The 19,322-nt window shown below is 37.0% G+C and carries 23 protein-coding genes; 11 read left to right on the top strand and 12 right to left on the bottom strand.

Going from position 1 to position 19,322, the window contains the following annotated elements:
* Window positions 1-104: 104 nt before the first annotated feature.
* Window positions 105-518: a universal stress protein gene (locus tag BI350_RS08495; protein ID WP_075527700.1), complete on the bottom strand. Its 414-nt coding sequence runs from the start codon at window positions 516-518 to the stop codon at window positions 105-107.
* Between the two features lie 12 nt (window positions 519-530).
* On the bottom strand, window positions 531-1,940 hold the full coding sequence (locus BI350_RS08490) for a SulP family inorganic anion transporter (RefSeq protein WP_075527699.1): 1,410 nt from the start codon (window positions 1,938-1,940) through the stop codon (window positions 531-533).
* Between the two features lie 90 nt (window positions 1,941-2,030).
* Between BI350_RS08490 and BI350_RS08485 the strand changes: the two genes are divergently transcribed.
* The gene (locus BI350_RS08485; protein WP_075527698.1) at window positions 2,031-2,570 is read left to right on the top strand and encodes a recombinase family protein; all 540 of its coding nucleotides are present in this window, start codon (window positions 2,031-2,033) and stop codon (window positions 2,568-2,570) included.
* Window positions 2,571-2,609: 39 nt separating this feature from the next.
* Here the strand turns inward: BI350_RS08485 and BI350_RS08480 are convergent, their stop codons facing one another.
* From BI350_RS08480 to BI350_RS08470, 3 genes are all read right to left on the bottom strand, one after another.
* Window positions 2,610-3,002 (bottom strand): hypothetical protein, encoded by a 393-nt coding sequence (locus BI350_RS08480; RefSeq protein WP_075527697.1) that lies wholly within the window; start codon window positions 3,000-3,002, stop codon window positions 2,610-2,612.
* A 140-nt stretch (window positions 3,003-3,142) separates the two neighbouring features.
* The gene (locus tag BI350_RS08475; protein WP_075527696.1) at window positions 3,143-3,907 is read right to left on the bottom strand and encodes a YibE/F family protein; all 765 of its coding nucleotides are present in this window, start codon (window positions 3,905-3,907) and stop codon (window positions 3,143-3,145) included.
* Complete coding sequence (locus BI350_RS08470) at window positions 3,904-5,028, bottom strand: YibE/F family protein (RefSeq protein WP_075527695.1); 1,125 nt, start codon at window positions 5,026-5,028, stop codon at window positions 3,904-3,906. The genes BI350_RS08475 and BI350_RS08470 overlap by 4 nt, the downstream gene beginning before the upstream one ends.
* Before the next feature lie 150 nt (window positions 5,029-5,178).
* Between BI350_RS08470 and BI350_RS08465 the strand changes: the two genes are divergently transcribed.
* The 3 genes from BI350_RS08465 (at window position 5,179) to thpR (ending at window position 7,187) form a co-directional block, all read left to right on the top strand.
* A complete protein-coding gene (locus tag BI350_RS08465; protein WP_082295012.1) occupies window positions 5,179-5,595 on the top strand; it encodes an iron chaperone in 417 nt (138 codons plus the stop codon).
* Window positions 5,596-5,649: 54 nt separating this feature from the next.
* A complete protein-coding gene (locus BI350_RS08460; protein WP_075527694.1) occupies window positions 5,650-6,465 on the top strand; it encodes an MBL fold metallo-hydrolase in 816 nt (271 codons plus the stop codon).
* Between the two features lie 173 nt (window positions 6,466-6,638).
* Complete coding sequence (thpR, locus tag BI350_RS08455) at window positions 6,639-7,187, top strand: RNA 2',3'-cyclic phosphodiesterase (protein WP_075527693.1); 549 nt, start codon at window positions 6,639-6,641, stop codon at window positions 7,185-7,187.
* Window positions 7,188-7,282: 95 nt separating this feature from the next.
* On the opposite strand, the gene BI350_RS08450 is transcribed toward thpR, so the two are convergent.
* Together BI350_RS08450 and ypfJ are read right to left on the bottom strand one after the other, a co-directional pair.
* Window positions 7,283-8,137, bottom strand: coding sequence for a hypothetical protein (locus BI350_RS08450; protein ID WP_075527692.1), 855 nt, complete (start codon window positions 8,135-8,137; stop codon window positions 7,283-7,285).
* 152 nt (window positions 8,138-8,289) lie between these two features.
* Complete coding sequence (gene ypfJ / locus BI350_RS08445; protein WP_075527691.1) at window positions 8,290-9,138, bottom strand: KPN_02809 family neutral zinc metallopeptidase; 849 nt, start codon at window positions 9,136-9,138, stop codon at window positions 8,290-8,292.
* Between the two features lie 156 nt (window positions 9,139-9,294).
* Here ypfJ and BI350_RS08440 point away from each other — a divergent pair, with 156 nt between their 5' ends.
* Entirely contained in the window at window positions 9,295-9,483 is a 189-nt protein-coding gene (locus BI350_RS08440; protein WP_245698320.1) for a gamma-type small acid-soluble spore protein, read from the top strand.
* Window positions 9,484-9,543: 60 nt separating this feature from the next.
* Here BI350_RS08440 and BI350_RS08435 read toward each other — a convergent pair whose 3' ends face one another.
* Window positions 9,544-10,503: an alpha/beta hydrolase gene (locus tag BI350_RS08435; RefSeq protein WP_245698319.1), complete on the bottom strand. Its 960-nt coding sequence runs from the start codon at window positions 10,501-10,503 to the stop codon at window positions 9,544-9,546.
* 159 nt (window positions 10,504-10,662) lie between these two features.
* Here BI350_RS08435 and BI350_RS08430 point away from each other — a divergent pair, with 159 nt between their 5' ends.
* Window positions 10,663-10,848 (top strand): hypothetical protein, encoded by a 186-nt coding sequence (locus BI350_RS08430; RefSeq protein ID WP_075527688.1) that lies wholly within the window; start codon window positions 10,663-10,665, stop codon window positions 10,846-10,848.
* Window positions 10,849-10,930: 82 nt separating this feature from the next.
* The gene (gene sspL, locus BI350_RS08425; RefSeq protein ID WP_075527687.1) at window positions 10,931-11,065 is read left to right on the top strand and encodes a small, acid-soluble spore protein L; all 135 of its coding nucleotides are present in this window, start codon (window positions 10,931-10,933) and stop codon (window positions 11,063-11,065) included.
* Window positions 11,066-11,121: 56 nt separating this feature from the next.
* Here sspL and BI350_RS08420 read toward each other — a convergent pair whose 3' ends face one another.
* On the bottom strand, window positions 11,122-12,132 hold the full coding sequence (locus BI350_RS08420) for an acyltransferase family protein (protein WP_075527686.1): 1,011 nt from the start codon (window positions 12,130-12,132) through the stop codon (window positions 11,122-11,124).
* Window positions 12,133-12,396: 264 nt separating this feature from the next.
* On the opposite strand from BI350_RS08420, the gene BI350_RS08415 reads away from it, so the two are divergent.
* Window positions 12,397-12,702: a monooxygenase gene (locus BI350_RS08415; protein WP_075527685.1), complete on the top strand. Its 306-nt coding sequence runs from the start codon at window positions 12,397-12,399 to the stop codon at window positions 12,700-12,702.
* 114 nt (window positions 12,703-12,816) lie between these two features.
* Here the strand turns inward: BI350_RS08415 and BI350_RS08410 are convergent, their stop codons facing one another.
* On the bottom strand, window positions 12,817-13,758 hold the full coding sequence (locus BI350_RS08410; protein WP_075527684.1) for an MBL fold metallo-hydrolase: 942 nt from the start codon (window positions 13,756-13,758) through the stop codon (window positions 12,817-12,819).
* Window positions 13,759-13,992: 234 nt separating this feature from the next.
* Between BI350_RS08410 and BI350_RS08405 the strand changes: the two genes are divergently transcribed.
* A complete protein-coding gene (locus BI350_RS08405; RefSeq protein WP_075527683.1) occupies window positions 13,993-14,472 on the top strand; it encodes a YehS family protein in 480 nt (159 codons plus the stop codon).
* Window positions 14,473-14,509: 37 nt separating this feature from the next.
* Here the strand turns inward: BI350_RS08405 and BI350_RS08400 are convergent, their stop codons facing one another.
* Window positions 14,510-15,169, bottom strand: coding sequence for a reverse transcriptase-like protein (locus tag BI350_RS08400; RefSeq protein ID WP_075527682.1), 660 nt, complete (start codon window positions 15,167-15,169; stop codon window positions 14,510-14,512).
* A 239-nt stretch (window positions 15,170-15,408) separates the two neighbouring features.
* On the opposite strand from BI350_RS08400, the gene corA reads away from it, so the two are divergent.
* Entirely contained in the window at window positions 15,409-16,371 is a 963-nt protein-coding gene (corA, locus tag BI350_RS08395; protein WP_075527681.1) for a magnesium/cobalt transporter CorA, read from the top strand.
* Window positions 16,372-16,417: 46 nt separating this feature from the next.
* Window positions 16,418-16,999, top strand: a complete 582-nt coding sequence (locus BI350_RS08390) for a protein-L-isoaspartate(D-aspartate) O-methyltransferase (RefSeq protein WP_082295010.1) — start codon at window positions 16,418-16,420, stop codon at window positions 16,997-16,999.
* A 786-nt stretch (window positions 17,000-17,785) separates the two neighbouring features.
* Here BI350_RS08390 and BI350_RS08385 read toward each other — a convergent pair.
* The gene (locus BI350_RS08385) at window positions 17,786-19,144 is read right to left on the bottom strand and encodes an arsenic transporter (RefSeq protein ID WP_075529309.1); all 1,359 of its coding nucleotides are present in this window, start codon (window positions 19,142-19,144) and stop codon (window positions 17,786-17,788) included.
* Between the last annotated feature and the right edge of the window lie 178 nt (window positions 19,145-19,322).

Raw genomic sequence — 19,322 nt, 5'->3', positions numbered from 1 at the left:
AGGAGAAGCCATCTGAACATTTGATGTTCTTTAAGCTCCTCCTTCTATTCATACTATGATAGCTTATTGGCCATACGTATCTTGTACGGTTACTCCGGACCGGACTATTTCACAATCGTTACAGGGCACTTCACATACTTCATCACCCGATGGCTCACACTGCCCACAATCATTTCTTGGAATGAATTGAGACCTCGACTACCTACAACAAGCTGATCAATCGCATTTTCATTCACATATTGAATAATTTCTTGACTCGGTTTTCCTTTTAAAATTGTTGTTTCAACATCAATCTGTTGCTTCTTAGCTAGTTCAATAATAGGGTGTACTTTTCGTTCTCGGTTTAATCTTAAACTTTCAGCACTTTGGGTTAATAAATACTCGTCTTTCGCCTTGTCTAGATCAATCACCATAATGACTTCTAAACTTGTTTCTGGTAAATATGTGGCGAGCATAATCGCATATTTTGCAGCACGCATCGCATTATCCGAACCGTCAACTGCAACTGCAATTTTCATTTAAACCCCTCCCTACATGAGTTGTTTATACAATTCCTGACTTGAAGAATTTAATCCTGAAATTTGCACATCGATGCCTTTTTGTTCAAGTTTTTGCCGCACTTTCAAAATCGCACCAACTGCCGATTCATCCCAAATTTGACTGTTTTCAAAGTCAATCGTTATTTTCTTACCATCTATATGCTCAAACGACTGGATAAATTTCGTTGTTGAGGCGAAAAACAAGGGGCCCTTTACGCTATAATACCCGCTCTCCTCTGAAACTACCACCCTAGAGATACGAGCGACGAAAAATAGAGAACTTAAAATAACACCTAAGATGACACCAATTGCTAAGTTATGGGTATATAAAATAATCGCAACAGTTACGATCATGACAATCGATTCTGATTTGGGTGCTTGTTTGAGAAACTTAAACGAACGCCAATTAAACGTTGTCGCACTTACCATAATCATCACACCAACTAGTACTGGCATTGGTATATCGATGACAACATCTCCTAACACAATAATCAGGAACATTAGAAATGCCCCTGCGACAAATGTTGATAGTCGACCACGACCACCAGATTTTGCATTAATGACAGATTGGCCAATTAATGCACAACCAGCTAATCCACCAAAAAATCCATTAATAAAATTCGCAATCCCTTGTCCACGGGCCTCTTTGTTTTTATTACTTGATGTATCTGTCATATCGTCTAGTACTTGCGCGGTTAATAAAGATTCCAATAACCCGACAATCGCTAACGCTAATGAATATGGCAAAATAATTTTCAATGTTTCAAAATTCAATGGAATATCTGGTAGGAAAAACACCGGTAACGTAGACGGCATCGTTCCTAAATCACCGATCGTTTGCAAATTCACTCCGCTTATAAAAGCGATGACCGTCATAATGATAATCGCAAGTAATGGCGCTGGTATCAGTGTAAAAAAGCGCGGTATTGCGTACACTAAAATAAGCGTTACAACCGCAAAAACATACGTCATCATACTTCCGCCGATCAAATAAGGCATTTGCGCGAGAAATATCATAATGCCGAGCGCATTTACGAAGCCTAGCATGACGGAATTAGGAATAAATCGCATTAAATTCGCGACCCCGAATATTCCAAGTAAGAATTGGATAATTCCAGTCAAAATTGTTGCGGCCAATAAATACTGTAAACCGTGTTCAGCGACTAAACTAACGACGACTAAGGCCATAGCACCTGTCGCAGCAGAAACCATTCCAGGTCTTCCCCCAACAAAGGCAATAATGACAGCAATTGTAAATGACGCATATAGTGTAACGCGTGGGTCAACCCCAGCGATAAATGCAAAAGCCAGTGCTTCAGGAATAAGGGCTAGTCCAACTACAATACCCGCTAAAATATCAGCGCGAATATTCCCAAACCACTCAAGTTTTAATGTCTGCATAGAAAATCTCCTTTATAGTGATATAATGTAGTTATCATATCATCTTTCTTCCCAAAACTAAAGACTTTTGGGAACACAGGAGTGAAAAAATTGAATTACGGATACATGCGCCCAATCGTTCGAGATCCGCTTATGCAAAAGCAATTAATATCAATCGAAACCGATCAATTATTTACAGAATCTCATGCCTTTGCCCAAAAGAGAGCTGAACTCGAAAACTTATTTATGTCAATCCAAAAAGGCGATAAACTGTTCGTCCAAAACATTGAAACACTCGCGGACTCATTACATCATTTCTTAGATATTTTACGACTTGCAAAACGTGATGAAATTACGATTCATTTCCTAGATGAAAAAATCACGAATCAGCACATCACAGAGGGTTCCCTACTTACATGGGCTGAGTTTTTTACCGAATTACAATCAACTTTTTTAAGCCATACGTCTACATTTGCGATTCAAGCAGCAAAACAGCGCGGAAAAACAATCGGGCGACCGAGAAAATCAGACGATAACTTGAATAGAGCTTTTGCTATGTACCAAAGTAAGCAATATACACTTCATCAAATTAAAGAAGAAACAGGTATCAGTAAATCGACACTTTATCGATATTTAGATTCAAAAAGATAACACTTGAAACCTGGAGCCGGTCCTTTCAGTGTTCGTAGACTATTCTGCACGAACTTTCACTTCAAAAATGGACGGCTCCATTTTATTTTTTATTACTATTTCATTAAATATGGCCACTATGTCCTTCCTCACTTCATCAGAAACTTCGGTGTTGGTTAATAAAAATTCAATACGAATATCATCTTTGGAATACACCATACCTTGCATAATATGTTCATACCCTTGTTCGCTTATTTTTTTACTCACCTGATCAAAAAAACCGCCATCTTCAATTAAAGACTCCTCAAAAACCTTGAGTTGCCTATCTTCAGAGAATAAAGCTGATGTATGTTTCATCACCGTACTTTTAAGATCGTCGACGTTTGACAAGACTGGAAATAACGCAAGCACCACGACCAATAACACAATTATCGTCAAACATCCTTTTTTCATAAACATTCACCTCTTCTTCCCTTTTTATAAAGATATGAAAAGGCGATGCTCCTTAATTACACTCATATTAATTGTTTTCCTGTTGTCTAAAATAAATCCCCCATCTACCGGCAAACGACCGATAGCTGGAGGATTGTTTTTCAAGACTTATAACTTTTACTCGTTAAATACGTAGCATTAATCCATGAAGTAATTGGAATAATAATCGCGATGCCAATACTAGCGCACAAGATTGTAACAATTTCTGCAACAAATATCTTTGAATTTACAATTTCACCAATAGAATACGATAAATCTTTAAACAATAGGATAAGCGCCAAATAGCCCCCAATAAAAGCAAAAAACAACGTATTCGTATCCGTTCCTAAAATATCTCGGCCTATGCGCATACCCGATGTAAACAAATCTTTCCGGCTCATGTGCGGATTATGAACTTTCAATTCACGCATCGGTGAGGAGATTGCGATTGCTACGTCTGTAATGGCTCCAACTGTACTAATGATGACAATGGAGACACTTATCTTTACAAAATCGATGCCAATTAACAACGAAAACGGCGCTAACTCCACAATTTCTTCTTCGCCAAATCCTTGGATCATCGCAGATTTCGTGATGTAATGAATGAACAAAAATAAAACTATGAGCGTGACAATCGTTGAAATGAACGCCATTTTCGTCTTACTATTCACTTCATTAACATAAAATAGATTGACACAAACAATGACAATACAAGCCATCAAAGTTAATACAATGGGATTTGTATTTGGATCCATCATAAAGAAAACCATCACTAAAATAACCCCGAAATTGATAAACAAAGAAATAAAAGATTTAACCCCTTTTTTTCCACCAACAAGCACCATTAATCCGAATAAAATCATCGCCAACACAACTAAAACATTCATAAGCGTGCCCTCTTTCGATTAACAAAAAATATCGCCGTATAAAGTCCAATTGGTATCGTGAGTACGATGCCAATCCCTCCTGCTAGCGCTCTCGCTAATTCCAAGGAAAGGTTCATGGACAACGTAAATCCTAGCGGTGCAGCATTTTTCAAGTATAATATTAACATGGGAAGCGAACCACTTACATAAACAAAAAACAAAATACTCGTCATCGTTCCCATAACGTCCTTCCCAATTTCCATCCCTGATTTTTGTAATGCTTTTGAAGTGACATCTGGGTTTTTCTCGTAGATTTCAAAGATCGAAGCGGACATCGTAATCGCAATATCCATCACCGCACCGAGCGATCCGACAAATAAACCGGCCATGAAAACCATTTGGTACGGTCTCGAAATAAACTGCATTTCTTCATAACGGAGACCATTTTCTGCTGCAATCCAAATGACAAGGTAAGTAATCAAAAGTGATGCGAATGTCCCGAGCATTGTCGCGATAATCGCAGCATACGTTTTTTCATTGATTCCATTCACAAGGAACAATGAAATGACAGTAAATAAAATGGCGGTCACACCGCATATCAATACTAAACTAATCGTCGAATTTTGTACGTATACGTCTAACGCGTAGGATAGTAATGCCGCATTAATTATCAAGCTGACAACAGAATAAAGCCCTTGTTTTTTACCGACAATGAGCAACGTGAAAATAAATACCCAGGTTATGATGACCAGATACTTATCCCGTTTCACGTCTTTAATCGTCCCGGTTAGCACCTGATTATTCGAAATGTTTTTGTCGATTAATACAAATAATTCATGGCCTACTTTGTATTTTTGGTCATAGGCACCTGAATCAGAATATTCATTAATCAACTCAATACGCTGCCCTTTTTCCTGCCCATTGCTCATTTCAGCCACGAGACGTTGAGTGAATAGTTTATCTTTATTATTTCTAAAATCAGTCACTTGCATCTCATCTATGATTTCTACCTCTATCACCTTAGCAATTGGGCGATCGTAAAATGACGCATTGTGAAAGACGAATATAAATGAAGCAATACAAGCAATCGCTAATCCAACATATAAGCTAAGCTGTTTATATTTATTCCGAAATAATTTCAAAGGAGCCCCTCCAACACTTTCGACTCTTAACAATGCGGTAAGGTTATCAATAAAAAAGTGAACCGTCAAGAATTCCCATTTCTAAAAGCAGACCATGCTTTCTGCTATAATAAAATCAATCTACATTTAGTTTTTTAGGAGGAGATTTGTATGTGGACATGCCCTATTTGTGGACGTGATTTCAAAAGGAGAAACCAGTCTCATTCATGTAAAACTGTTTATTCAATTGATGAGTATATTGCACAGTTTCCCGAAACGGAACAAACACATCTTCAAGAACTAAGGACAATCATTCGTGAAGCAGCACCCGAAGCAACGGAGAAAATCAGTTGGAATATGCCGACTTTCGTTCAGAATGGAAATTTAGTTCATTTTGCAATGCACCAAAACCATATTGGGTTTCACGTCGGTGCGCCGACGGTTACAGCGTTTGAAGAGAAACTCGCAGGCTTTCATTATGCAAAAGGAACGATTCACCTTCCGCATGCACAACCTTTACCGAATGATCTTATTCAGGCAATCGTTCAGTTCAATATAGAGCGTAAAACAAATCAAAAAAATAAATGAATGAATACTCAATCACTTTAAGTCATGATATACTTCAATAAAGGGGTGTGGGTAATGAAAACGTTCATTGAAACTAAAGGGGAAATTTTACAAGAAAATGAAGTATTCATGGCAAATTGTATGATTACAATACCGCGTACGACGATGTCCGTATATAGCTTTGCCGTGGATGGCGTTTTAATTGATACAGGATCGCAGTCTCTTAGAAATGAATTCAATCATTTCTTTAAAACATGTGATTTTGACCAAGTTGTCCTAACACATTTTCATGAGGATCATACAGGAAATGCCGCTTTAATTCAACAACAATATGAGGTACCCATTTATATCCATCAAATGTCAACGCACTTAACGAAACAACCACAACGTATTCCAGTTTACAGAAAAGAAATTTGGGGAGATGTCGAGCCGTTTACTTCACAGCCGCTTAGCAAAACATTCCAATCACGAAAAGACACATGGGAAGTTATTGAAACGCCAGGACACTCAAAAGACCACGTTGCTTTTTATAATCAATCAAAAGGAATTTTATTTACTGGCGATTTATTTATTACGCCAAAAGTAAAACTCGTCCTAGTCGACGAAAACATTCTTTCGACACTGGATTCATTAAAAAAAATCCTAGCCTACGATTTTGAACAAATGTACTGCTGTCACGCAGGCCTCGTCAAGAATCCGAAAGCGATGATTCATTTAAAAATTGATTACCTTGAAGAGATGGAAGGCAAAGCACTCGCACTATCGAAAAAAGGAAAAGATGTCTATGAAATAACTGCCGAACTTTTTCCAAGGAACTACCCTTTAATCGCCGCTTCAAACTCAGAATGGTCGGCCGTTCATATGGTACGTGCTTTTTTAAACAGAGGTTGATAATGGTGACAGGCACCCAAACTAACATGATAATTTAAACTATCCCGTTTGTTAAAACTTTCATGATTGTTTAGGTGCCCGATTTTTCTGGGGGATTTCCTTCTCCAAATGATTAGATTCCTTCACTAATTGGTATCCTAAAATTAATTAAGAAATTGAAAGAGGTTAAACCGATGAAACGTCATTATTTCATAGGCATTCCCATCCCCGCACAGGTTGAGGAGATTGCAGATAAGTTCAAGAAAGAATATTCCTTACGTAGGTATTATAAAGTGTTAACTTATCGAGACGATTTGCATGTGACCTTACTATATTTAGGCGCGGTTGAAGCACAACAACTTCCATTCGTGAAAAATCAGTTAGCTGAGATTGCAAAAAAGACAACTTCTTTTTCGTTATCAATTAATGGTCTGTCCTATTTTGGTTCAAAGAGCGATCCTAGAGTCATCTATCTAGCTATTGACGAAAATCTTTCACTCACCCACTTACAGCAAAAGATAAATGCATCAATTCCCTCTCTGTTGGGGATACCAAAAACAGATCGATTCGTTCCGCATATTACAATCGCAAAAAAGCGGAAAACGCAGGAAAATTTAGACATCGAAAAACAAACCATAACTCCTATAGAAGTTTCTGTTCCAAGCTTTTCTTTATTTACAATTTACCCGGAAAAGCTGCCAAAATACGAAGCTATCGCGACTTTCAGTTGCCTGACACTTTAAAAAGTATTTATTTATTAAAGCTTATACTATATACCATGACATTGTTTTTAAATACTCGGCCTACAGCTTGTTTATCTTTCAATTCTTCTAGAAAATTAAGGTTTTAATTGTAATTTATTTGTTACAGAATTCGAAAATGATATGGGTGCGTACTTCCCTATCAAATTCATTTCCTGTTCGCTAACGTTCTGTTTTTGAAGAAATCGTTGAAATGATTCGAATTCAGGCATTTCGATTCTACTAGGGAATGATTTTTGATAAACCAGTTTATGTTTCTTTTCAAGTAAAGGCCAAAAACGATTAAAAACAGCCTTTTCTTGTTCTATATTCTTCATTTCATTTTCCATGTCTACTCGCATTCTGTGTAGACGTTTTCTGGCTTTCTTCTCACCAAGTTTATATACAAAGTGTAAGTCCATTTCTATGATTTTTAGAAATAAATTTTCAGCGTAAAAATACGATTGATCTACAAATTCATTCACTTCATCCATTAAGCAATCCACCCGTTCTTCTATATCCGAACTGTCCTTATCATAACTCCTTCCTGTTAACATCGTAACAACATCTATATTTAAATTTTCTAAAACAGCATAATGGGCATTTTGATATTTCCCAATCATCCATTCCTTATAATACTCACCGTATGTTTCATAGTATAGCCCACAGCCCGAGACAAACGAAGCTATCGAGTTTCCTCTAAACTCTTCAAAAAATTCTTTGACCTTTTTGTAATCTTTCTTATCAAAAGTGGCATCAATACTTTTTGAATAAAGATGTCCTGAACGATCCCACGGAGGATCCAAATTATGTGATAAATAATACTTGCGTCCCACCAATAAATCATAACCAAGAAGTGGTGGAAATTGCATCATTATTTCTTTTTCTATTCGCAAAGCTTCTTCTTTCAAATCGACAGCAATATGATGAATGAGACGTTCAGAACTTTCCATTCTACTCCCTCCAATTACGAACATCGTAATATATTAACAGTACTATTTGATGAAGCACTCACCTTTCCTTCAGACAAGCATTTCTTTGCTTTAATTCATTTTGTTGAATTACTTAAAATATCACGCAAAAACAAAAGAAGACACCTGCACCTTCACAACTCAACCGCACTAAACGTATCGCCCCCTTCAATCGTTCCGTTTTTAAACCCTTTCATAAACCAGCGTTTTCTTTGCTCTGAAGTTCCGTGTGTGAAACTATCGGGTACGACATAGCCCCTTGCCTGAAGTTGTATCGCATCATCCCCAACTGCGCTCGCTGCATTCATGGCCTCTTCGATGTCCCCCTCATTCAGGAAGTTCATTTCTTGCTCATGTTGCGCCCATACCCCGGCAAAATAATCCGCCTGAAGTTCCAAACGGACTGAAACTTGATTAAACTCTTTTTCGCTTAATTTTGAACGAAGCGCATTCACTTCAGCGTTGGTCCCTAGTAAAGTTTGAACATGATGACCGACTTCATGGGCAATTACATAGGCCATAGCAAAATCACCTGGTGCTTGAAATCGGTCTTGCAATTCTTTAAAGAAACTTAAATCGATATACAGTTTATGATCGCCAGGACAATAAAATGGACCTACTGCCGAATTAGCTGCGCCACAAGCGGATTGCACACTGTCCGTGAATAAAACTAATTTTGGATTTTCATATTCCATTCCTTGTTCGCGAAATATTTCAGACCAAACATCCTCAGTATCTGCAAGTACAACAGAGACAAATTCAGCAAGTTCCTTTTCTTCCGCCGTTTCTACATAAGGATCGGTATTTTCTTCTGTTCCAATTTGCGACATATTCAAAACATCACCAAGGTCCCCACCGCCCAAAAATGCAAACAACAAAACTATAATAAGTCCGCCAATGCCGCCGCCAATTGCGAGTCCGCCTTTTCTTTGCCCTCTTCTATCTTCGACATTCGCGCTTTTGCGTCTACCTTTCCACTCCATTTTAAACTTCCTCCTTCAAACGAAAACAATCAAAAAAAAACATCCTTTTAGTTGGTATACCCAAAATTCAAGAGAAAACATCCAAAATTAAGTGATCGTAGAGGAATATTTTTTAAAAACAAAGGAATGCTAAAGCATGCAAAGGAGGGAATTTTATTGCCAAACAAAAATTTTACAATAGCGGGTACAAATATTGATGAAGTGAAGAAACAAAATGCCAAGTCTGGGTTATCATACAATGAAGTATTAGCCGAAATTGCGAAGACAGGTGGAAAAGGCACAGCTATGTATAGTGATACGAATCCAGAACAAGTTAGAAAAGCGAATAACCCAACTACTGATTAATTCCACCTAAAAGGAACGCAAAATACCCAAGTTCCAAAAATGGAGCTTGGGCGATAGTTATCATTTAATGAAGCGTTTGAAAAAAACCTCAATTCTCTTTTTGTACTCATCTTTAGCCAACACAAACGCTTCGCCGTGATTAGCACCCGGAACAAGAAGTAGATCCGCATCACTTGCGGTTGCATGGACAAGGTGTCTCGTCATTTCAGTCGGTACAAAGGTGTCGCTTTCCCCGTGTATATACAATATCGGAACTTTCGTCTTTTGAACGGCATGTAACGCATTGGCTTCTTTAAACGAATAGCCCGCCCTAATTTTTGTTAAGGCACTTGTGCTATCTAATAAAGGAAAGGCTGGAAGATAAAACATTCTTCGCATTTGATAAGAAAATAACTGATAGACAGATTGATAGGGGCTATCCGCAATAATCGCTTGCACTTGAATCGGAAGTTCTTCTTCGCCGCTTGCCATTAGCACAGTCGCCGCGCCCATGGATAAACCATGATAAATTACTTTCGTTTCATCGCCAAGTTTATCAACTAATAAATTTGTCCAATCAATTAAATCCAGTCGATCGGGCCAACCGAAACCATAATAATTCCCTTCACTTTTTCCATGCCCACGTGCATTCGGCATAAAAATGTTATAACCCAAGTCCTTATTATAATACTGTCCAAACAAGCCCATCTGCTTTGCGTGCCCTAAATAACCATGTGTTAAAATAACTACTTTATCAGTAGGCGTAGCAGCAGGTAAATAATAGCCAGACAATTTCAACCCATCACGTGATGTCATTGTCAATTGTTCAAAGTCTTGTGCATTCACCCAATCTATCCAGTCACCATTCAAAAATTGCTCCATTGCTTCATCCGACACTTCTAAATCTGCATTATTTTGCAAGAACTCTTTCGGACCACGTTTCACAGCTAAGCCGTAAAAAAAGAAGCTTCCAATAATTTGACTCGCTATGAAAACAATTGCAAAAAGAATAAGTACTCTACTCCAGCTCATTCGAAACATACTCATTCTCCTTTAACATCTTAGATTCCTATGACTATTATAGTAGAAAAAGAGTAGAAAATGAATGAGGTTATGACGTTTACATGATTTTACCACGCCATTAGCTGACGAATAAATTGTATGCGCTTGGACAAAGTACACAGAGGGAGGTGAATGACTTTGAATAAAAACAACAAAACAACGATGAATGTGCGTACACATAATCCTTACGAGATTTACAAAGAAAATAAAAACAGCAATAGCAATAATCAAAGTAAAAATGAAGAATTTGGTGCGGATTTTAATACCAATCAGAAAAATAGAAACGATTCACCTAACAAACGAAGTAGTAACCAAAAAGAATAGGATATGCCGAATAATATGATGGCCAAATTTTGTAATTTAGAATTTGATACTATCTAAATGATAAGGACGAGGGGTGAAATCAATGCCAAAAAAACCTAATCATAATAAAGGAAAGAAAGCAAATAGCGTTACACCTCAAGGCTATGCAGATACGGAATTCGCACAAGAACCTAAAACAAAATTAGAAGAAGCCGCAAAAAAGAAAAACACAAAATAAAATATAAATTAATGACGCAAACATGCCCACCTATTAAATTGGTGGGCATGTTTATGTTATTGAATTCTGTGTTGTATTTGTTCAACTGTTCGATTGAATGCATTTTTTAGTATTGTCATTCGACCTTCAATAAATGGTTGCCATATTCCAAGAACCGGTTTATTCGATAACAATAATACAATTCCCGCAGATACGATGGCTATCCCAACAACATCGATGAAATGACTCACTTGGAACAAGTCTATTTGCCGGAAAAACTGAATAAAAAATCCGTGGAGTAAATAAACGTATAACGTTCGCTTACCTAATTGCGTAAACCAACTATGCTTTTGCGGAATCCATGCTAAAACACTCATTGCCATCATTGCAGAAGTTACATAAACAAGTAATCGTGCAAGTCCGCCATATGCCGGCATATCTAAAGCGCCATATGATTTCGAAGCTAATAACCATCCCGAGTTAAAATCAGGCGCAAAATAAATTGCCACTGCTACCACGAATAATACGATGAGTGACGCTATTTTAACACGTTTCCGTTTCAACCACATAACTTGTTCAGTCGTACACCAATAACCGAAGAGGAAAAACGGGAAAAAGACAAATGTTCTTGACAGACTATACGTATGGCCAATTTCTCCAAAATACCCGACGACTAATCCAATCAATACGGCCAGTGATACACTAATTGTCGCTGGGAACTTTTTAAACCATACTAATAATATATGCCAACTGAACAAACTAAATAAAAACCAAAGTGACCATTGCGGATAAAAGATTCCTTGCCATCCGCTCTTCCCTAAGAGAAAATAATAGCCCGTGTAAAGCAGTTGAAATATTAAATAAGGTACTAATAATTTCTTTACCAAATTAATGATATATTTTTGATTTCCTGACCCTTTCGCAAAAAATCCTGCTAAAAATATAAATGCGGGCATGTGAAATGTATAAATCCACATATATAAGGTATTGATACCCGCCCCGTCAATAAAAGGCTGAATCATATGACCAAAGACAACTAAAAAAATTAACACTAACTTCGCATTATCAAAATATGCGTTACGCTCCAAACTCATCACCCTTATGATTATGTCTACACTCAGTATATTTATTATTTACCCTCATTTAAACAGATAAAACGGTATTTTTGTGCGATTTAATATAGATGTAACAACTGTAAACGAAATGATAAATTATGACGAAGTATGTAATATATAATAAATGAACGATGATTCACAAAAACCTTAATTAAAGTAAGCAAAAAAGCGTGCTCAATCATTTAACGTGCTAATATACAATTATCGGTACATATTAGAAGGTAGGAGGTTTTAATAATGGCATATATTTTACAAGTGGATTTCAAACACGAAGGACCTTTTGGAGAAGAAATGGTCGCAGCATTTTCAGATCTTGCAAAAAGCATAAATGAGGAAAAAGGATTCATTTGGAAGATTTGGACAGAGAATGAGGAAACAAAAGAGGCTGGTGGCATCTATCTATTTGAAACGAAAGAAGATGCTAAAAATTATTTAGACATGCATACGAAGCGATTAGAAGATTTTGGCGTAACAAACGTGAATGCGAAAATCTTTACAGCGAATGACGCTTTGACTGCAATTAATCACGGAAAACTAAGCTAACTCACAATCCTACGAAGACATGTACCTGGCACAGGAGTATGATTGTGCCAGTACAAGCCTTTGCGATAAGATTTCTTCCCATTCATACGAATAAATTATTTTGTATTTCAACGGTTATCTTTTCATATAAATCCATTTATTATCATGCAATTCCCTCGTACAATCCCCCGTCGACCTTAAATATTCCAAATGCGCCAACGTTTCGCCAATCGCAAAACGAGTTTCATGGATGGTTAATTCCCATTGAAATAACCGCTTGTATATCTCGTTCACAGTAGATTTCTCGGATAGCGCTGCCAATGTCTCATTTAACCGATCATCGTGATGCTTTTCGATTTCTTCAATTCGTTTATTTGCATCATAAAATGGTTTCCCATGAGAAGGAATGACAAAACGAGCATTCAACTGTTTCACTTTTTCTAATGAAGCAAGATAGGATTTTAACGGATTGCTGTCCCCGTGAAACCAGTAAGAAATATTTGGTGTAATTCTCGGTAAAATATGGTCCGCAGAAAAAAGAACTTGATTTTCAGCGTTATAAAAACAAACCATTCCGTCTGCATGGCCAGGCGTTACAATGACTTCATATTCATAATTACCAAACGGAACTTTTTCTCCTTCTACAATATGATGGTTAATCGTTGGTGCTGGCGTGACAAGCGGTTTGAAATCCGCCGTGTTTTGTACCATTTGCTGTGCTGTTTTTAGAGAAATTCCTGAAGCGACATACCACCCTACTATTTTATTAATAAATTCATCTGTCCACGCTTTCCGACCATTTTCCGCGTCAATTTTTGACATCGACACACGCGCCCCCGTTTTCTTTTGAAGTGCACCCGCATGTCCATAATGATCTGGATGATAATGCGTAATGTATAAATCTGTAATATGTTTATCACGAATGATTTCTTCCCATAACCTTGATGTTTCCTTATTATTTAACCCTGCGTCAATGATTGTCCACCCATTTTCCCCTTCCGCCATAAAACAGTTAACATGGTTTAATCGAAATGGCAAGTCCACTTGAATCGGAATAACCCCTAACTTTTCCAACATGAAACTCCCCCCTTTTATGTATTCATCATACATGAATTCGGAGTTTTGTGTGAAGTCTAATTTTAAAATACTAAGTTGAGTTGAACGGTAATGCCTATGATATTTCAAGTTTTATTCGATTCAATATGTTATTATTAGAAAGAAATTCTTTGAAGGGCTAAACAGCTCAATGGAATGTTCATTCTTCTTAATGAAGATGCAGTAATCGAACAATGATTTTCAGGAGGTTTTTATATGAATAATAATGATGTGTTAATTAGATTAAGATATGCACTAGACTTGAAAAATGCGGAAATGGTTGAAATTTTTAAGTTGGGTGATTGTGAAGTAGCCATTCAAGATATCTCACTACTTCTATCAAAGTCAGATGACGAGTATCTTGAGTGTACAAATGCGATGCTCGATTCGTTTTTAAATGGACTCATTATATTTAAAAGAGGTAAACAGGAACCAAAACCAGGACAACCTAAAAGGCAACCACTCCCTGTCTTGAACGATGAAAATGTGAATAATATCATCCTGAAAAAATTAAGAATCGCACTTACATTAACTAGCGATGATATGATTGAAATTTTAGAGGATGCAGGCATCAGAATCTCTAAAAGCGAATTAAGCGCTGTATTAAGAAGAGAAGATCATCGAAATTATAATGTATGTGGTGACCGCTACGTGCGAAATTTCTTAAAAGGCTTAACCATAAAATACAGAGGCTGAAAGAAAGGTGCCAGATCCGAGCGACTGGCGCCTGTACCTACTTGACAACTTCAATTGTCGCTGAAATATCGGTTCCTTGCAAAGCCTGGGTAGCAAGGCGATCCGCTTCTTTATTTGCGTTTCGATTGACTAAATAATAATCGGGATATAAACCAAGCGATTCCATTTTTGCTTCGATTTTATCCGCCCAATCAGACAAATCCCTCTCAATTGCTGGCCATTCTTCAGTTAAATGGTTAATCACGACTCGGGAATCCCCAATGATTCGAACTGGTAAGTGATGGACGTTTAAGTACGCTAGCTCTTGTACGGCCATGTATAGCGCCGCATATTCGGCTTCATTATTAGACTTGAGCCCCTCAATCGCTTCATTCTTTCTTAGTCTGTATGACTTTCCATTTTGGTCATAAAAAATGACACATCCCAAACCTGCTGAACCTGTTGGCCTGTCGAATCCTCCGTCGAAATAAACAATTAGATTATGCGGTTCTGTCTCGATGCCCTTCAAATAACCTTTCATTTCTTTTACCGTCCACTGGTTATCAAACTGATCTATAAATACTACATTTTTCGTCCGTCCAGTTTTAATCAAATCTTCGGCAATTCCTACTGCTTGTGATGCCTCTATCTCTTCGGAATGAAATGCAATTTCTGTGCTTTTTGATTTACTATAATGCCATTCAATTCGAACTTTCATGATAACACCCTCCGCCCGACGTTTAAGTTTATTAATATTCATTATGTTTAGTATACCTAAAACAGCGGCATTTTTTCATTTATTTTCTCCCAAGATATTCATTTACCTAACTATTGAATGAACGCTTTAAACATCAGCTTTTCTTTATTATGAATATTTAAAGTTCTATTGAAAATGTTTAGATCCCATTAGGTTAGTAAATAAATAATATTAAGCAATAACCATATAGGAGGAAAATCATGATACATACACTTGGCTTTACCGAAGATAACGAACTTCTTTTTGATTTTCCTTTGAGCGAAATTCATACGCGAAATTTTCTATGGTACTGGGTTGACTTTGACCGACCAACCGGGGAGGAAATAAATTTATTAGCTTCATTTTTTCAATTTCATCCGCTTGCAATCGAGGATTGTTTGCAACGTCTGCAACGGCCAAAATTGAACTACTATGAGGACTACACTTTCTTTGTCCTACATTCAATTTGTCGAGATAATATAGAGGCTGAGGAAGTTAACATGTTTTTTGGTACTAATTACGTTGTCACCTTCCACTTTCATGAGCCGCAAGAATTGAAAGATGCAAAAGAACGCATTATTCAAAACCCAACGAAATGGGAAGAAGGACATGTTTTTACCGCCTATCAGATTATCGATAAAATTGTGGATAATTACTTCCCTATTCTTTATAAAATAGAAGATCATTTAAATGATATTGAAGAAAAACTTTCACCGTCCACGGTTCACCTTTCTATGGACTTCGTTTTTGATGTGCGTGGCGACTTACTTAGACTCAGACGAACGATTATTCCAATGCGGGAACTTTTATACCGTATGTTGAATTCAGAAGTCCTCTCTTTTTCAACAATTGAACGCGCTTATTTTAGCGACATTCATGACCATTTACTACGTCTCGTAGAAATCTTGGAATTAAATCGAGATTTGACCTCTGATATTCGAGATAGTCAACTTTCCATTAATTCTAACCAAATGAACCGGATTATGATGATGCTGACCATCATCTCTTCTGTTTTTATACCACTCACTTTTATCGCTGGTGTTTACGGTATGAACTTTGAACATATGCCCGAGCTTCGATGGCGTTACAGTTACCTCGCTGTGTTGGCCATGATGATTTTTATCGGTGTTGCCATGCTAGTATGGTTTAAACATAAAGGTTGGCTGCAAATATTTAAATCTTAGTAGACGGACGCTCAATAACTGCTATTGTACAAAAGGAGTTAAAATCATGACCAATCAAAACGAAGAAATTATTGCCTATTTCAAAAAGTTAGACCGCAGCTTTTTTATGGATTCGCTTAAGGAATTTGCCTATATGGACGAAGCGATTCCCATTGGGCATGAACAAACGATTTCCCAGCCTTCACTTGTACTCAATATGACACAATCACTCAATTTACAACCCCATTCAAAAGTGTTAGAACTTGGAACGGGTTCAGGTTTTCAAACGGCCCTCCTCGCGGCTTTTTCGGACTCAGTTTATACCATAGAACGAATTGAGCCTTTATATGAACGGGCCAAAGAAAGGCTAAAAGAGGCTGGATTTTCGAACATTCATTTTAAGCTTGATGACGGAAGCACCGGTTGGGATGAACATGCGCCTTATGACCGCATTATGGTAACTGCAGCCGCTAGCGAAATTCCTCGTGAATTATTAGACCAATTAGCCCCCAGTGGAAAAATGATCATTCCAGTAGGAACACCACTTTATCAGGAACTGCTTCTAATAGAAAAAGATGAATTTGGGAAGATTCATCAAGATGCATTGGATAATGTAAGGTTTGTTCCATTGAAAGGAAAATATGAATGAAGAAACAACGAAGCGCTTAACCTAGAAGGTCAAGCGTTTCATTCCTAATTTGAAAATTGTCAAACATTCCCTTAAGATAGACAAATGATACAACCGTCAGTCATTTTTAAAAATCAGCCTATTTTAAGTAATTTCCCCGCCCAATACTTCAATCCCTAGTTTTTGTCAGCATGGAAATTACAAAAAAACAATTATTTAGTATGCTGTAATTTAGTATCCTTTCCTCCGCTAATTACATATATATAGATTAAACAAACCGAATGACGAAAAAGTATTTTTAATAAGATCTGTTATTCATAAACGCATGGATTATACCTCGACTTTAGATGAGATATTTATGTATACCTACTACTAGACGTAGAAGTTTCAAAACTACATATACCGATCCCCCCCCTATCATTCTCAATGACGACTTAAATAACGTATTTAATCATATCTTGAAATTCTTATTTACTTTTGTAAGATGGAATTGGATGTCATTATATATGTATTTTATTGTGTGTTCAATGAATGATTTTTATTGTGAAATATTACCCATATAGATTTTAAAAATACGCAACTTATTCAATCTTGACTAGATCGTTATTAATTTAACAGAAAAGAGGGTATGAATTTTACCCTCATAGTTAACTCTGAACAACTATCACCTCATGTTCGTTTATCAATTTGGTGATTGTAAGTAGAGTTCATCACCCAAGTAATAGCAATCACGATTTCTCTGAAAGTTTTGCTGATTCCTTGTTCTCGTGCCTTATTGAATTACGAACTCAATTGGCTTTTTGCGCTTTATCCTGCGAAAACGAGTTGTACCCAGAAATATAACAATATCAACGTTACGATTGTTGAAATTGGAATGACAATGAATGATACGCTTAAATAATCTTTCCAATAAACTTTCACCTTATTTTTTCTTAAAATATGCATCCAAATGAGGGAAGCTAATGTACCAATGGGTAATAACAAGGATCCCATATCGCTGCCTATAATATTTGCCAGATAGATGGTCTTTAATGTTATTGGATCTAGCCCCATTTCAGTTAAGGTTATCGTCCCAATCATCAAGGCCGGGTGATTATTGAAGAAGTTGGAAAGGAGCGATACTAAACCACCCATAATCATACTTGCTTGAAATAATCCTTGATTGACGATTGGTTCACACCATTCTACTAACAACGCTGTGAGTCCCACATTATGCATGCCATATATGATTACATACATAGAGAAGGCAAATATTAGAATGTGCCATGGCGTTTTTTTCAAGATGTCCACTGGGTTTGTTCCTAAGTGATACCATCTCCACGCAAGTAAGACGACCGATCCGAGGACTGCGACAATTTCAATGGGAATGTTGACATAAGAGGCAACAAAAAGGAGACAACGCATAACAAATACAAACAGTAAAATCTTCATCATAAATTGTGTACGTTTCCGTTTTGTTTCAACAGAAAACCTTGCTTTTAACGGGTGGAAATTTTTAACGAAAAAGTAATCCTCAATATCGATAATCGAATCAGGTAATTTTTCTGGTAGTTTCTTCCTGATTACTCTATACATCAAATATGACATAAAAAACAATCCTAAGGTTCCTGGAACGAACATCATTGCTGTATGCATCCAAAGTGACATATCAATGATATTCAATGCGATCAAGTTGACTATATTACTAACGCCAATTGGCGCACTAGAAGCAGTCGCAATAAGTGCTCCACTTAGTAGGTAAGGAATTTGTTGATGGGGTTTTAATTGAATGTTTTTTAGTAGAAGAATAAGAATTGGTGTTGTGATTAAAATACTTCCATCATTATTAAATAAGAGTGTCATTAAAAAACATAGTAACTGGATATACCAATAGAGCCGGTGGCCAGAACCCTTTGATAATATCGCAAGTTTTGCGGCTGCCCAGTGGAAAAAACCAAAACTCTCCAATATTACCGCCATGACAATGGTTGCAATAATCGTAATTGACGCCCCACCAATTTTGCTAATGATATCAATTATATCTAAGCGTGAGACAATCCCTGTTAGCAAAATGATCCCTGCTCCTATCGACGCTGGCCATGCCTCATTCACATCTCTAGGTCCCCAAAAGATGAATGACATAGTTGCAAGGAACACCATACCTATAACCACAACTTCATAACTCATTCCAACACACATATCCCTTCTTTCAACTTGATAAAAATCTGGTGAATTGTTTGTCCGTTTCCCTATGTATATTCACTTCACTTTACTAGGAACGAGATGTCTGTCCACCCTATTAAAATGTAAACTTGTCCATATTGAACATTATTTTATTGGACAAGTATTTTTTCAGAATAAATGT

Source organism: Sporosarcina ureilytica, assembly GCF_001753205.1.
GTDB classification, from domain to species: Bacteria; Bacillota; Bacilli; order Bacillales_A; family Planococcaceae; genus Sporosarcina; species Sporosarcina ureilytica.
Note: the sequence above shows the minus strand (reverse complement) of the source record. Positions and strands in the feature narration are given on the sequence as shown.